Source organism: Paenibacillus sp. FSL H8-0457, from assembly GCF_038051935.1.
Taxonomy (GTDB): domain Bacteria; phylum Bacillota; class Bacilli; order Paenibacillales; family Paenibacillaceae; genus Paenibacillus_AQ; species Paenibacillus_AQ lautus_A.
This window is the reverse complement of the sequence record NZ_CP150293.1, coordinates 6,530,488-6,545,601: the sequence shown is the minus strand read 5'-3', so window position 1 is coordinate 6,545,601 and position 15,114 is coordinate 6,530,488. Positions and strand designations below refer to the sequence as shown.

10 protein-coding genes are annotated in these 15,114 nt (G+C 54.8%); 8 read left to right on the top strand and 2 right to left on the bottom strand.

What is annotated here, in order from left to right; all coding sequences use genetic code 11:
- Positions 1–42: 42 nt before the first annotated feature.
- Positions 43–1,224 carry an ABC transporter permease gene (locus MHI43_RS29595; protein WP_015737686.1) on the top strand — a complete coding sequence of 394 codons (1,182 nt, stop codon included), beginning with the start codon at positions 43–45 and terminating at the stop codon, positions 1,222–1,224.
- A complete protein-coding gene (locus MHI43_RS29590) occupies positions 1,217–2,380 on the top strand; it encodes an ABC transporter permease (RefSeq protein WP_015737685.1) in 1,164 nt (387 codons plus the stop codon). Before MHI43_RS29595 ends, MHI43_RS29590 begins: the two co-directional genes overlap by 8 nt.
- Positions 2,381–2,636: 256 nt before the next feature.
- Here MHI43_RS29590 and MHI43_RS29585 read toward each other — a convergent pair whose 3' ends face one another.
- Both MHI43_RS29585 and MHI43_RS29580 read right to left on the bottom strand, forming a co-directional pair.
- The gene (locus tag MHI43_RS29585; protein WP_015737684.1) at positions 2,637–3,452 is read right to left on the bottom strand and encodes a flagellar motor protein MotB; all 816 of its coding nucleotides are present in this window, start codon (positions 3,450–3,452) and stop codon (positions 2,637–2,639) included.
- Positions 3,436–4,230, bottom strand: coding sequence for a flagellar motor protein (locus tag MHI43_RS29580; RefSeq protein ID WP_015737683.1), 795 nt, complete (start codon positions 4,228–4,230; stop codon positions 3,436–3,438). The genes MHI43_RS29585 and MHI43_RS29580 overlap by 17 nt, the downstream gene beginning before the upstream one ends.
- A gap of 303 nt (positions 4,231–4,533) precedes the next feature.
- Between MHI43_RS29580 and uvrB the strand changes: the two genes are divergently transcribed.
- From uvrB to MHI43_RS29550, 6 genes are all read left to right on the top strand, one after another.
- On the top strand, positions 4,534–6,525 hold the full coding sequence (uvrB, locus tag MHI43_RS29575; RefSeq protein WP_015737682.1) for an excinuclease ABC subunit UvrB: 1,992 nt from the start codon (positions 4,534–4,536) through the stop codon (positions 6,523–6,525).
- Between the two features lie 100 nt (positions 6,526–6,625).
- The gene (gene uvrA / locus MHI43_RS29570; RefSeq protein WP_036660313.1) at positions 6,626–9,493 is read left to right on the top strand and encodes an excinuclease ABC subunit UvrA; all 2,868 of its coding nucleotides are present in this window, start codon (positions 6,626–6,628) and stop codon (positions 9,491–9,493) included.
- 334 nt (positions 9,494–9,827) lie between these two features.
- Positions 9,828–11,405: an S-layer homology domain-containing protein gene (locus tag MHI43_RS29565; protein ID WP_036660311.1), complete on the top strand. Its 1,578-nt coding sequence runs from the start codon at positions 9,828–9,830 to the stop codon at positions 11,403–11,405.
- Between the two features lie 218 nt (positions 11,406–11,623).
- A complete protein-coding gene (locus MHI43_RS29560) occupies positions 11,624–11,833 on the top strand; it encodes a hypothetical protein (protein ID WP_009594213.1) in 210 nt (69 codons plus the stop codon).
- 244 nt (positions 11,834–12,077) lie between these two features.
- Positions 12,078–13,154 carry a trypsin-like peptidase domain-containing protein gene (locus MHI43_RS29555; protein ID WP_036660308.1) on the top strand — a complete coding sequence of 359 codons (1,077 nt, stop codon included), beginning with the start codon at positions 12,078–12,080 and terminating at the stop codon, positions 13,152–13,154.
- Entirely contained in the window at positions 13,154–15,085 is a 1,932-nt protein-coding gene (locus MHI43_RS29550) for a stalk domain-containing protein (protein ID WP_036660306.1), read from the top strand. The genes MHI43_RS29555 and MHI43_RS29550 overlap by 1 nt, the downstream gene beginning before the upstream one ends.
- Positions 15,086–15,114: the final 29 nt, after the last annotated feature.

The following is a 15,114-nucleotide window of genomic DNA, read 5'->3' as shown; positions in this document are numbered from 1 at the left end:
ACCGACACGAGCAGAGGGATCCATGAAGGAGGAATATCGAAGATGAATACGATGATTATCGCCTGGTTCGAGCTGAAGCGGATGGCCACCAGCCGATCGGTGCTGATCAACCAATTTTTGCTGCCGCTGATCCTTATTTTCATATTGGGAAATGCGCTGTCGGGCTGGTTTGGCAATGATCAGGAATTTAAACAGCCATCGGTCCGAGTGGGATTGGTGTTGGATGCCGAGGCTGGAGGACAGCTGCCGGGGAGCATGCAGGCGTTGACCGGCTTGCCGCAGATTCAGGACCTACTGGAACCTGAGGTGGTATCCAGCCGCGAAGAAGCCGAAGAAAAGCTGCGCCGGGGCGAGGTCGATTACGCGGTGGTGGTTCCTGCTTCCTTTGATGAACGAATGAGCCAGGGAGCGGACGTGAAGCTTGAGCTGCTACCTGGAAGAGACCGTGAACTAAACCTCGTGGCAGACACTGTCTTCAAGACCTTTATCGCAGATGCGAATCACAAACAGGCGGAGGTAGTCGTTATGGGCGGAGACCAAGTTCTTGCGGCTCAAGCGGCAGCGCCTGTCGATGCGTCGGACGGACCCAACGTTACGATCGGGCAGCTGAGCGAGAAAGGAGCGACGTACTCCGCAGCCCAATATTACGCAGCCTCCATGCTGATCATGTTCTTGCTGTATTCCGGTCTGATGGCCAGCAGCAGCCTGCTGGGCGAGCGGGAAAGCCGGACCCTGTATCGCTTGCAAAGCGCGCCCGTTAACCCCGGAACCGTGTTTGCCGGAAAAATTATCGGATGCAGCCTGATCACGCTGGCACAGGCAGCCGCTATCGTCCTAGGATCCATGTGGCTGTACGGCGTCAAATGGGGGCCGCACCCCTTGCTGCTCATCATAGTCTGCGTATTAATCACGTTATCGTCCATGACCATAGCCACGTTCATAACCCTGGTCTCCTCAACGGCAGCAGGAGCCAGAGGGCTGATGCAGGCGATCATTATCGCCATGACGTTTGTCAGCGGAGGGTTCATGCCGCTGCCGGTGGAGTTCTTCCAGAAGCTCGGCGCCTTCACCGTCAACCATTGGGCAATGCAGAGCATGCTGCGGATGATGCTGGACAGCGACGTGCATTTGATTGTCACTTGCGTGGGCATGCTGGCGGCCATTACCGCGGCCCTGTCGGCTGCAGCCATGATTACGTACAGGAAGGTGGGATACCATGCATAGCTTAACCATTGCCTGGCATATGGTGAGACGCACGCTGGGACGAAAAAGAGGCTGGATCGTCTATCTGTTGGTTCCTTGCGTGGTCGTTACCTTGACGGTGTTTCTTCTGGGGCAGACCACGGCCGCGAGCATTCTGGTCTCTTACGTGAACGAGGATGAGGGACCTGCAGGGCGGTACTTGATGAATGAACTGGAGCGAAGCGGCCAATACGTGCTCAAGGAGTCCGGGTCCGAGAATATGCTAAGGGAAGACCTGGTGGAGAATAAAAGCACGGTGGGCGTTTATATTCCGCAGGGGTTCAGCGACGGATTAATAGAAGGCCAACGGCCGGTGGTTAAAATATACGAAGTCTCCACCTCGGAGGCCTCGGTAATGATCCGAATGACGGCGGACTCCGCGGTTACGCGCCTGAGCGGTACGGCTGCCTTGATCCGGGAAACCTCGGAGCCGGACGCGGATCGTATGCTGGCGCTGCAAGAGGTGCTCAAGCAATCCGCCCTGAATCGGGTGGACACCGAAGTCACGGATTTGAATCTGTATGCGAAGCCGGGGCTCTCGAACGTAACGGGATTTACTCTGATGTTCATGATGACCCTTATCTCCAGCGTGGTGTCGATGATGATTGATGACCGCAGGCAGCGAACGCTGTCCCGCATGTATACGGCGCCGGTGCGTGCCTATCAGATCGCTTTAGGTAATTTTCTGGGCAGCCTGGTGGTAGGCTCGCTGCAGGTGATCATCGTGCTCGTGCTCAGCCGGTATGTCCTTCGCTACGATTACGGAGTTCCGTTCATGCTGCATTTCCTTATTCTGATGGCCTTCATGCTCGTATCGTTAGGCGTGGCAAGCACGGTCGCCGGGCTGATCCGGAATGGGCAAAATGCGGCCATGATCAATTCCATGATTGTCACGCCGACCTGCATGCTGGGCGGGTGCTTCTGGCCGCTTGCCATCATGCCGGAATTCATGCAGAAGATCGCCAATTTCATCCCGCAAAAATGGGCCATTGAGGCGGTGGAGACCGCGGCTACGGGCGGCACGTTATCCGATATCGCACTGCCGCTGGCCGTGCTGGGCCTGATGGCGGTCATTCTGCTGGCCGTCGGTTCCGCTGTCCTGCGGCCGAGCGAGAGCGGGGTTGGGCACGGCGCTTAAATTATTCGCTCCAGGAGTTCCTACGTAATAAAAATCTTGAAGATTCGACCGGAAGTTGCATATCCTGGTGCCGTATCGTGAGGCCCAGGTTTGTTATTAGTGATCCAACCATTGTTTATATATGCAAAAGCGCCCGGCCAGATCTGAATCCATGCCGATTCAGTCTGCCGGGCGCTTATTCGGTTTATGCGGATGTGTTACGATTTCCTTCAACGCAAAGCATGGAAGTACATGGGCCGGTCATTGCGGCAATTGCCTACTCCTTCAGCTGCCGTAACACCGTGATTTCAACCCGGCGGTTCTTCTGCTTGCCTTCGGCGGTCGCGTTGTCCGCGGCCGGCCTCGTATCGGCATAGCCTGCATACTGGAAGCCTGCCGGGTCCAGCTTGCTGTGCTCGAGGAAGAATCGCAGCACCGACATCGCTCGGGCGCCGGAAAGCTCCCAGTTGTCCTTATAGCTGGAGTAGCGGCCGATCGGCACGTTGTCTGTATGCCCCTCGATGCTCACCGTGGTGTTTAAATCGCCGAACAGGCTGGCTAATTTGCCCAGAACCGGAGCGGCGCCAGGTTTAAGCTCGGCCTTGCCGACATCGAACAGGAAGCGGTCGCTTAACGTAATGGCAATCCCCTGCGGCTCGTCCGAGATGAAGATGTCCTCTTCGAGCTGGTTATCCTTCACGTATTGCTGAATGAGCCCCATAAAGTTCGCCAGCTCTTCCTCCTGGGCACGGAAAGCGAGCTCGCGCTCCGTTAGGGGTTCCTGCCCGTTATCCTTGTCCTCGCCCTCCTCATCGGCAGCAGGCTTCGGCGGAGGATTCTTATGGTTCTCCGTGTCGGCAGTGCCGGTAATCCCCGAGCCCATCTCCAGGATGCTGTCCCCGCTCTGGAAGGTGGCCTGGAGAGATTGGGTGACGAGCTTGTATTTTTCCGTGTCGAGCCGGCTCATGGCATACATCACAACAAAAAAGATCAGAAGCAGCGTAATCAGGTCGGCATAAGTGATCATCCAGCGGTCGCGCTGTTCGCCTTCGGCCTGCTTGCGCTGACGCCGCCGTCTATTCGGCTGTCTCATGCGCGATCCCCCTTGAGGACGGAATGTCCGTGTTGCCTGCGGAAGCGAAGGAGGCGAGCTTTTTGCGAACCAACAGCGGGTGCTCTCCGTTCTGAACGGCCATGATTCCTTCGAGCAGCAGCTCCATTTTTACAATTTCTTCTTCGGAACGTGCTTTAATCTTGGACGCAATGGGCAAAAAGATAATATTGGCACTTGCGACGCCGTATAAAGTGGCGGTAAACGCGACAGCGATGGACGGGCCGAGACCGGTCGGGTCCTGCAGGCTGCCCAGCACGTGGATCAATCCCATGACGGTACCGATGATCCCCATGGTAGGGGCATAGCCCCCGGCGGACTCGAAAATTTTGGCATAGCCTTCGTGCTTCTGCTCGGCGGCATTAATATCGAGCTCCAGGATTTGACGCACCATTTCCGGGTCGTTGCCGTCCACGACCATCTGCATGCCTTCCCGCAGGAACGGATCCTCGTGTTCGGCCGAGATGCGCTCGAGCGCCAGCACCCCGTCTCTTCTGGCCGTTACCGACATGTCGACGATGGCATCGATCAGCTCGTCCGTCGAACGGTTGCTGCGGCCGAAGGCCAGCTTGAGCGCAGCGGGGATCGTGCGGAGCCGGGTGGCGGGGAAACTGACGATGACGGCGGCGAAGGTCCCGCCGAATACGATGAGCGCAGCCGCGCCTTGCAGCAGGCCGCTCAGATGCCCGCCTTCCCATAAAAACCCTCCGATCAACGCGGCCAGACCGGCGAGAATGCCAAGAATAATCGTAATATCCATAACGCTGTATCATCTCCTTAAGGAAGTTAATTAAGATCATCGGCTCGTATGTTGCCCGTTCGACATGAACGCTGAAGGCTCCCGAAGTCGTGGAAGCCGTGGACTTAAACATTTGCCCTGGAACTTATTGAAATTTTCATTAAACTGTTTGCATCAAAAAAACGTAAAGGGTATAATGAGACGGGAACAAATATTCTTATTCCTTACGCAGACACCACTAATTTCCCATAGTATATCATCGGGAAGTTTCGACATATCTTTTAGCATGAATTTCATTTTAGAGTATGAGGGTGATGAAGGGCAATGAGCGATTTAGTTGTCAGTACCAAATCCTTTGAGATCCAGTCTGAATTCCAGCCGCAGGGCGATCAGCCCACGGCTATTGATGCGTTGGTCGAAGGACTCCGCCAAGGGAAAAAACATCAGACGCTGCTAGGTGCAACAGGAACGGGTAAGACGTTTACGATCGCGCAGACAATCGCCAAGGTAAACCGTCCCACACTCGTCATCGCGCATAACAAGACGCTGGCTGCGCAGCTGGCCAGCGAGTTTAAGGAATTCTTCCCGAACAACTCGGTGGATTATTTCGTGAGTTATTACGATTACTATCAGCCGGAAGCCTACATTCCTTCCTCTGATACGTATATCGAGAAGGATTCCAGCATTAATGAAGAGATCGATAAGCTTCGCCACTCCGCCACGAGCTCGCTGTTCGAACGGCGCGACGTCATCATCGTGGCGAGCGTATCCTGCATATACGGTTTGGGTTCGCCGCACGAGTACGGGGAAATGCTGCTTTCGCTCCGGGTGGGCATGGAGAAGCCTCGCAACGAGATTCTGTCGCGGCTGGTCGATATCCAATACCAGCGGAACGATATCAACTTCGTGCGCGGCACGTTCCGCGTGCGCGGGGATGTCGTCGAGATTTTCCCGGCCTCGAAGGGAGAGCATGCCGTCCGCGTCGAGCTGTTCGGCGACGAGATCGAACGGATCACGGAGATCGACGTTTTGACGGGCGAGCTGGTCGGGGAACGCGAGCATATCGCCATTTTCCCGGCGTCTCACTTCGTCACCCGCGAAGAGACGATGCGGGTAGCGCTCGTGAATATCGAACGCGAACTGGAAGAGCGCCTTGAACTGCTGCGCTCGGAAGGCAAGCTGCTGGAGGCTCAGCGGCTGGAGCAGCGCACCCGTTACGACATCGAGATGATGAAGGAAGTCGGATTCTGCTCCGGGATCGAGAACTATTCGGGTCCCCTGACCTTCAGGGAGCCTGGGGCTACGCCATATACGCTTCTCGATTACTTCCCGGACGACATGCTGTTCGTCATTGACGAGTCGCACGTTACGCTGCCGCAAATCCGCGCGATGTACAACGGTGACCGGGCACGTAAAACGGTGCTGGTTGATCATGGCTTCCGCTTGCCGTCCGCGCTCGATAACCGGCCGCTGAAGTTCGAGGAATTCGAGGAGAAGGTGAACCAGATCATCTATGTATCGGCCACGCCGGGACCGTATGAGATGGAGCACTGCGATACGATGGTCGAACAGATCATCCGGCCGACAGGCCTGCTCGATCCGATCATCGACGTGCGCCCGACCGAAGGGCAGATCGATGACTTGATCGGCGAGATCCATGACCGTGTGGACCGGGACGAGCGCGTGCTAGTGACCACGCTCACGAAGAAAATGGCCGAGGATCTGACCGATTACCTGAAGGAAATCGGAATCAAGGTCCGTTACATGCACTCCGATATCAAGACGCTGGAGCGGATGCAGATCCTGCGCGATCTGCGGCTTGGTACATTCCACGTGCTGGTGGGTATTAACCTTCTACGGGAGGGTCTTGACCTGCCGGAGGTTTCCCTCGTAGCGATTCTGGATGCGGACAAGGAAGGTTTCCTGCGTTCCGACCGCTCGCTCATCCAGACGATCGGACGGGCGGCCCGGAACTCGGAAGGCAAGGTTATCATGTACGGCGACAAGATCACCGATTCGATGGATCGGGCGATCAAGGAAACCGAGCGCCGCCGCAGCATCCAGGTTGCTTACAACGAGGAGCACGGCATCACGCCGCAGACGATCCGCAAGAAGGTACGCGATGTCATCGAAGCGACAAAGGTCGCCGAGGGCAAGGCGGATTACCTGGTGGGCGAAGGACAGAAGATGTCGAAGAAAGAGCGTCAGAAGCTGATCCAGCGCCTCGAGGCCGAGATGAAGGAAGCGGCGAAGAATTTGCAATTCGAGCGTGCGGCCGAGCTTCGTGACGCGCTGCTGGAACTGCAGGTCGAGTAATATGGAGAGACGAATGACAAGGGGGACGGCCTATGCGGTCGTTCTCTTTGTGAAATATAAGCACCACATGCATGCCATATGGAGTAGGAGATGATATCGTTTGGCCAGTGAAAAAATTGTGATCAAAGGCGCCCGCGCACACAATCTGAAAAATATCGACGTCACGATACCGCGTGACAAGTTTGTCGTTCTGACGGGGCTTAGCGGCTCGGGCAAATCCTCCCTCGCATTCGATACGATTTATGCCGAGGGTCAGCGCCGTTACGTGGAATCCTTGTCCGCTTATGCGCGCCAGTTCCTCGGACAGATGGAGAAGCCGGATGTCGATTCCATTGAAGGCCTGTCGCCGGCGATATCGATTGACCAGAAAACCACGAGCCGCAATCCGCGCTCGACGGTAGGCACCGTGACGGAAATTTACGATTATTTGCGTCTGCTGTTCGCCCGGGTCGGACACCCGCACTGTCCGGACCATGGGGTGGAAATTACCTCCCAGACGGTCGAGCAGATGGTAGACCGCATCATGCAGTATCCCGAGAAGACGAGGCTGCAAATTCTCGCGCCGGTCATTTCCGGCCGCAAGGGCGAGCACAAGAACCTGTTTGCCGACATTGCGAAGCAGGGCTTCGTTCGGGTGCGCGTCGATGGGGAGCTTCGCGATCTGTCGGAGAACATCGAGCTCGAGAAGAATAAAAAGCATACGATCGAGGTGGTTGTGGACCGGATCGTGGTTAAAGAAGATATCGAGGCCCGCCTCGCCGATTCGATCGAGACGGCACTGAACCTGTCAGGCGGCCAGCTCCTGGTCGATATCATGGGTCAGGAGGAGCTGCGGTTCAGCTCCAACTTTGCCTGTCCGATCTGCGGCTTCAGCATGGAAGAGCTGACGCCGAGAATGTTCTCCTTCAATACCCCTTTCGGTGCTTGTCCGGATTGCGACGGCTTGGGCGTCGAGATGATCGTGGATCCCGAACTGCTTGTGCCGGATATGAGCAAAAGCGTCGAGGAAGGCGCCTTTGCCGCATGGAGCGGGGGCACATCCACGTATTATCCGCAGTTTCTGAAATCGGTCTGCGCGCATTTCGGCATTCCGCTGGACAAGCCGGTCAGTACCTTTAGCCAGGAACAGATGAACAAGCTGTTGTATGGCACGGGCAAAGAGAAGGTTCACTTCCGTTATGAGAATGACTTCGGTCAGCGGAAGGAAGCGCACGTCACCTTCGAGGGCATCATTCCGAATCTGGAACGCCGCTACCGCGATACGAACTCCGAGGGTATCCGCGAATACATCGAAGGCTATATGAGCAGCAAGCCGTGCGATGTATGCAAAGGCCATCGTCTCCGCAAGGAAAGCTTGGCCGTTACGATCAATAATCGCAACATGGCCTATGTTACCAGCTTGTCGATCGGAGAATCCCTGAAATTCTTCGATCATCTGGAGCTTAGCGAGAAAGAAAAAAAGATTGCCAATCTCATTCTGAAGGAGATTCACAGCCGCTTGGGCTTCCTGGTTAATGTCGGGCTGGATTACCTGACCCTCAGCCGTTCGGCGGGAACGCTGTCCGGCGGCGAAGCGCAGCGGATCCGGTTAGCCACGCAGATCGGGTCGAGCCTCATGGGCGTGCTGTACATTCTGGACGAGCCGAGCATCGGGCTGCATCAGCGGGATAACGACCGCCTGATCTCGACGCTGGAGCATATGCGGAATTTGGGCAACACGCTGATTGTGGTCGAGCATGACGAAGACACGATGATGGCCGCGGACTATATCATCGACATCGGCCCGGGCGCGGGCATTCATGGCGGCCAGGTCATTGCGGAAGGAACGCCGAAGGAGATTATGAACGACCCTAACTCGCTGACGGGCCAATACCTGAGCGGCCGTAAGTTCATTCCGGTCAGCAGCAAGCGCCGCAAGACCGATGGACGCTGGCTGGAGATTAAGGGCGCGAAAGAGAACAATCTGAAAAATATCAACGTGAAAATTCCGATTGGCGTCTTCACGGCGGTAACGGGTGTGTCCGGATCCGGCAAGTCGACGCTGGTCAACGAGATCCTGTACAAGACGCTCGCTCGGGATTTGAACAGGGCGAAAGTACGGCCTGGGCAATACCGTGAAATGAAAGGTCTGGAGCACATCGAGAAGGTCATCGACATCGACCAGTCTCCGATCGGGCGTACGCCGCGTTCCAACCCTGCAACCTATACAGGCGTCTTCGACGATATCCGGGATATCTATTCCCAGACGAATGAAGCGAAGATTCGCGGATACAAGAAGGGCCGCTTCAGCTTTAACGTGAAGGGCGGACGCTGCGAGGCCTGCCGCGGAGACGGCATTATCAAGATTGAAATGCACTTCCTGCCGGATATCTACGTGCCTTGCGAAGTGTGCAAGGGCAAGCGTTACAACCGCGAAACGCTGGAAGTCAAATATAAAGGCAAGAACATCGCCGAAGTCCTGGAGATGACGGTGGAGAATGCAACGGAGTTCTTCCAGAACATTCCGAAAATTCACCGCAAGATGCAGACGCTGATGGATGTGGGCCTGGGCTACATTACGCTGGGTCAGCCTGCCACCACGCTGTCCGGCGGCGAGGCGCAGCGCGTGAAGCTGGCTTCCGAGCTGTACCGCCGCAGCACAGGCAAAACGATGTATATCTTGGATGAGCCGACCACCGGCCTGCACGTGGACGATATCGATCGTCTGCTCGTCGTGCTTCACCGCCTGGTGGAATCCGGGGAGTCCGTCCTCGTCATCGAGCATAATCTCGATGTCATTAAGACCGCGGATTATCTGATCGACCTGGGTCCGGAGGGCGGCAGCGGTGGCGGTACCATTATCGCTACGGGAACGCCTGAGGATCTGGTCAAGGTGCCTGAGTCTTACACAGGCAAATATCTGAAGCCGATTCTGGAACGCGATACGAAGCGAACCAAGGAATTGAACAAGGTGGAAGCAGCCCGCTAATAAACGTCAGCGGACGTGAATCTGTTCCTTGTCGGCATGGGAATTGCCTAGCCATGGAATGGCGCATTGCCATTTTCAATGCCGGTATCGGTATAAAAATGAGAGGAGTCCCTGGCGGAATTACCAGGGGCTCTTTTTTCTATGATGGTCGACAGCCATCGAAGCATGCCCCGGACCACGAGCCCTGCGGACAGGGAGTGGTGCGAGCAAGTCATTTAGAGAAACCTTCAAGGAATGCACCTATGTCCGGTGTTATTTTCATGCTATCCTCCAATATCCTCGCATTCCAGGATATGGTATGATCTTGGTGATTTCGATAAAACGGAGGGATTGTATGAAGAGGATCACCTGTTCCATTCTGATCGTTTTGGCAGCAAGTGCTTTATACATAAACTCAACCGACGGTGTACAGGCAGAGGTAGGGATACCCGTTTCGGATCGCGTGCAGGCAGAGATGGGGGTATCCGTTTCGGGTGTGAAACACTTCGATGCACAGGAAGCCCTTACCCGATTAAATAAAGGGTTCCTTCCTCTAGACGGGCAGGGGAAGTCTAGCTCGACAGAGGCTATAAGCCGGCAGGATTTTGTCATATTCATCGTCCATACGTTAAACCTGAATGCGGATAGTCCTCCGGAAGTCATTACCTTTAAGGATGTGCCTAAGGATCATTTTGCCTTCACCGCAATCGAAGCTGCGGTTCAGGAAGGGCTGGTAAAAGGGGTCGGCAACGGGAGATTCGGGCTTGGATTGCCGCTGACGCGCCAGGATATGGCTATGCTGTATCAAAGAGCTCTGCGAGGGATTTCCGATAAGATCGGATCCGGCGCGCAACCTTCTCAGCAGAATTTACAGGAGGGGTCCTCCAGCAATGATGCTAAGGAAGCTATGGCACTGGCCTTGGAATTAGGACTGTTTCGGGTATCCAGCATTGACGGTTTGAACCCCAAGGGTATCGTCACTCGGGAAGAAGCTGTCCGGGCTACAGCCAAATGGCTGGAATCCGTGGCGTCAATCGATTTGAATGCTGACGTGGGCGAAACGGAAACACCGCCGAAAAGCCCTCTTCCGGTCATTCATGGCGTCGTTGCTACTTCATCGGGATCAACCTCGGCAACTCCTGTTCATTCCGGACCAACGCAAGCTCCGACAGAGACGGGACCTTCAGCTACCGTATCGGAGGCTTTGCCAACAACGGCACCATCAGCTCCGAATGATCTGAGGTTCCACAATGTGAAGGGGCAGGCTCAATTAACCTGGACGCATCAGCAGGGCGTAACCTACAATATCTATTCCAGCGGAAAATCGGGAGCGGGGTATGCCTTATTAGCTGAGGGATCGAATGTGGACGCAGGTTCTTATGCGATATCGGATGTACGTTTTCAAGAGCCTTCTTACTATGTGATCGAGGCTGTGAACAGCTTCGGCAAGAGCGGTTACTCTAACGAAGTTTCGAGCCGCCCGAATAAAGTGTCGGGCCTTCAGGCCATCCTAAATGAGGAAGATGAATCCATTGCTTTAACCTGGTCCGATGCACAGGAAGGCGTAACCTATCATGTATACTACACAGGACCCGACGGAGTGGGGGCACGTCTGAACGATGAACCGTTAAAGAGCCCGGCCTATCTCATTCCGAATCTCCATATGCTGGCAGGTCTGCCCGGCCGGTATACGATCCATGTGGTCGCAGTGAACGAATGGCATATCCGCAGCGAACCGTCCAACGAGGTAACTTTGGATGTCAGAAAGGACCCCGTGGATCGGATTACGATCACGGATCCTTCCGTAGCTTTGCCAAGCGAGGATTTGGCGGAGGAGACGGTAACCGAGCAGGAGTCGGCTCCAGAGGAACAAGAGGATCAGGTGGAGTATGAGGATCCCTTTCTCGATCCCACCCGGGTACCTCTTGGATAACGGAACAACCTGTGTTAGGCTCCATTTCGTAGGCTTGATTTAGTCCCTGCCATGATGAAAGTCATGCTAATGTCTGACAATTTGGTTAAAAATGAGAAATTTCTATGACTTTTTTTCATTTTTAGGGGCGAGGGGCTTGCATCTGGACGGGCACATGGATAACATAGAAGAAGATATGTAAATTTGCCCGAGAAGAAACCCACGAGGAGGTACGTTTCATGATCCTTGCAGCAGCATCGGATGCGACCGCGACATTTAAGACATTTGATATTTTCATGATTTTGTTTACGATTCTGATCTTTGTTGGCGTGGTTCGCCTGTTGATGGCCCGTCAAAAAAATAAATTCGCAATCGCTTTCGGTCTCGTCAGCTTATTTGTGTTCTTGTATTCTGACTATGCCATGATTACAGGATGGTTTAACAATTAGGTTGGCGTGATGCACGCTATTAAAGCGGCTTCATGACGAATGAAATGAAATACATACAAACAAGACGCCCTTCTGCTGCCTGCAGTGTGAAGGCGTCTTTTTGTTTCTTCGAGGGCAAGTTACACGATCCGCAGGAAAAACGTAAAAGAAATAGGTCTATCAGCAATGGTTACAAATGGAAAAACATGATAAATTGAGGAGTACAAGTTGGGTAGAGGATGGAACCGGGGGAGGAACATACCAATTGAAAAACGTACAATGGCAAAAAAGATCCGCGGCCATGCTGCTGGGGACCGTCATTTTGGCAGGAAGCAGCGGCATGCTCACACAGGCAGAGGTTGCGGATGCAGCAAGCGCGAAGCCTAAGAATACATATGAGCAAAACGAAGTGCCTCAAGTCATCAGCCGGATGTCGCCGTCGGTGGTCGGCATTATCGGGAAGGCCGCTCAAGGAAGCGGCGAAGTGGACGACAGATACAACCTGGCGCATGGCACAGGAGTCATCTGGAAGTCGGACGGCTGGATCGTGACGAACGCCCATGTGGTGGACGGGCTTACCGGAATCACGGTCGTGACCGCAGATGGCAAATCCTATAAAGCCAAGGGCGTATACAGCGATCCCAAGAGCGATATTGCGTTGGTCAAAATCAATGCCAAGTCCCTGAAGCCGGCCAAATTTGCGGCAACAGCGCAGCATGCGCTGGTTGGAGAAACGGTTGTTGCCATTGGCACGCCGATCTCGTTCTCGTTGCGAAACTCGGCCTCGGTGGGCGTGGTAAGCGGGCTAAACCGGAGCGTAGACGGCTCTTATCGCCTGATTCAAACCGATACCGCCATTAACCCGGGCAACAGCGGGGGTCCGCTCGTCAACTTGAAGGGCGAGGTCATCGGGATCAACAGCAAGAAGTTCGCCGCCGTCGGCATTGAAAATATGGGCTTCTCCATACCTGCGGAAACGGTCCGCTACGTTGTGGGCCATTTATTGAAATACGGCGAGGTTATTAGGGCTGGCCTCGGATTGGAGCTGGAGGAAAGCTGGTCCGCCATCGTGGGTCTCCCTTCGGACGATCCGTTGACCGTTACAAAGGTGTTGTCCGAGCAGGCCAAGCAGGCCGGTATTCAAGAGGATGACGTATTATATGCGATTAACGGCAAGCGCATTTATTCCGTTGTTGATATCAACGAACGGTTAAAGCCTTATATACCCGGTCAGCAGGTTCAGCTGCTGATGCAGCGGGATGGGGATATCGTGAACGTAAAACTGACGCTCAGCCAGGACGGTAACGGAGCTGCTTCGTCAAGCGTTGGGGAGGCCGAGTAATGGACAAGAGAGAAAGAACGGAAACTAGCCGGCGCCTGCGGCAGGTGACAGCAGGGACCTTATCGGCGCTGATGTTATTTACGACGTTGTCGCTTCCCGTATGGGGAGACGAGGCGGTTGTGCCGGAGAAGCGCATACTGACCGTGCAAAACGGCAGCAGCACAGCCTCGGTCAATGGGACTTCCTACACGATTGCCAAGCCGCAGCTGAAGCAGGGCGTATTGATGGTACCGCTGGGCGTATTCAAGAAAGCGTTTGGCAGCGAGATCAGGCTGGAGGGCGAGAACCGGATACGGCTGCTGCAAGGGCCGCATACGGTCGTGCTCGTCATGGACAACAAGACGGCATGGATCGACGGGAAAAAGGTGCAGCTGCCGGTAGAACCGACCATGGTGTCCGGTACGCTGATGGTGCCGCTGCGCCCGGTTGCGGCGGGAATCGGCGCCAAGGTAAGCTCCTCCCAAGGCAAGCTGGCCATCAGCCTCATGGTCACGGATAAGGAAGAGAAGCAGGATGAAGGCGAAATCAACAACACGACCGGGAAGACCCGAATCGGGAACAGCTATTATGATTGGAGTTTGAATTATCCCTCCTGGATGATGGTTGGAAGAGGCACGGACGATGAGAGCGGTTCGGCTTTCAATGATGCTACGGGCCGCTATTACCTGGAGGTGCACGCATCCTCCCACAAGGTGAAGCTGAGTCCCGATGATCTGCTGGAACGGCTCCTGAAGGAAGTGGGCGACTCCGGAGACGTTGTGCTTCACCAAGAGACGGTCACAAGCGCGGCGGTTCCGTATGCCAGAGTGATCTCCCGCGATGTCGACGGCGTCTTGTGGGAAGGTCGGCAGTACTATGCCAACGACCGCGTCTATGAACTGTATTTTGCCGATGCCGAAGCGGTTCACTATAAAGATATGGACCAACACGCAAGCTTGCTGGGCTCTTTCAGAACGGCCTATCGGGCAGGAGACAAATCGGTAAAAGACGTATCCTCCATCGTAGATGGGTTCCGCGAAGCAGGGAACGAAGAATACGGCATATGGTTCGGCATTCCGGCAGGCTGGGAAATCAACAACAAGGACATGTTATACGGCAGCGAAGGAGAGGGCTATCTGTCCGTCTCGGTGACATCCGCTCCGACGGGGGCTGATGGTACCCTCGCCGCTTGGGGGCAGCGCCTTAAAGACTGGCTGGCCGAATCCTTTGTCGAGGAATCGTACGAATACATCGGACTTACGCCTGTGGAGATTTCCGGCGTCAAAGGGCAGATTCAAGAGGTACGCTACAACTTCGGGAATAAATGGATAACGGAATATGAAGTGATGGTCCAGAAGAACGGCTACCGCTATTATCTGGAGTATGCGATACCGGATGGGCAGGAACGGACGGCTTCCAACTGGAAAAAGGTTCTCGAATCGATCGAGATCGATTACGATGTGGTACCGGCGAATTTCGGCCGCATCGGCGAAGAGGGCTACCTGACCGATAAAACCAAGATGCGAAGCAAAAGCTCCGAGACGTACCGTTATCATATCGATATTCCAAGGTACTGGGAGCCGCTGAACGATCAGTTCGAGCAGGGAATCGTGGAGTACGGCTTTGCCGGGGGCGGCTTTGAAATTACCGCCCAAAAGGATACAACAGCCGAAGTCATCATCAGCAATCTGAAACGGTATTATAACGAGGCCAGCGCAGCTTCGACGGTGAAATTGCTGGGCGTCGATAAGATCACGTTTGCCGGCGTGCCTGCGGTGTCGTTCAAGGTGCATCAGGTGAAGAACGGCGTTGGTTATACGACCGAGGAGATCGTCTTTGAAAGCGGGGATATCGCGTACACGATCATGACCACGCTGAATGATGCCAATGCAACGGAAGTGCAGCAAGCGGCGCTGGCGCGTACGCTCTCCTCGTTTGAGCTCGTGAAATAACCCGCAGAATGGAATTATGAACTCACATC

Coding starts and splice junctions, on each gene's coding strand:
- MHI43_RS29595 (WP_015737686.1), top strand. CDS start 43: ATGAATACGATGATTATCGCCTGGTTCGAGCTGAAGCGGATGGCCACC.
- MHI43_RS29550 (WP_036660306.1), top strand. CDS start 13,154: ATGGACAAGAGAGAAAGAACGGAAACTAGCCGGCGCCTGCGGCAGGTG.
- MHI43_RS29580 (WP_015737683.1), bottom strand. CDS start 4,230: ATGGATATTACGATTATTCTTGGCATTCTCGCCGGTCTGGCCGCGTTG.
- MHI43_RS29565 (WP_036660311.1), top strand. CDS start 9,828: ATGAAGAGGATCACCTGTTCCATTCTGATCGTTTTGGCAGCAAGTGCT.
- MHI43_RS29585 (WP_015737684.1), bottom strand. CDS start 3,452: ATGAGACAGCCGAATAGACGGCGGCGTCAGCGCAAGCAGGCCGAAGGC.
- MHI43_RS29560 (WP_009594213.1), top strand. CDS start 11,624: ATGATCCTTGCAGCAGCATCGGATGCGACCGCGACATTTAAGACATTT.
- MHI43_RS29590 (WP_015737685.1), top strand. CDS start 1,217: ATGCATAGCTTAACCATTGCCTGGCATATGGTGAGACGCACGCTGGGA.
- uvrB (WP_015737682.1), top strand. CDS start 4,534: ATGAGCGATTTAGTTGTCAGTACCAAATCCTTTGAGATCCAGTCTGAA.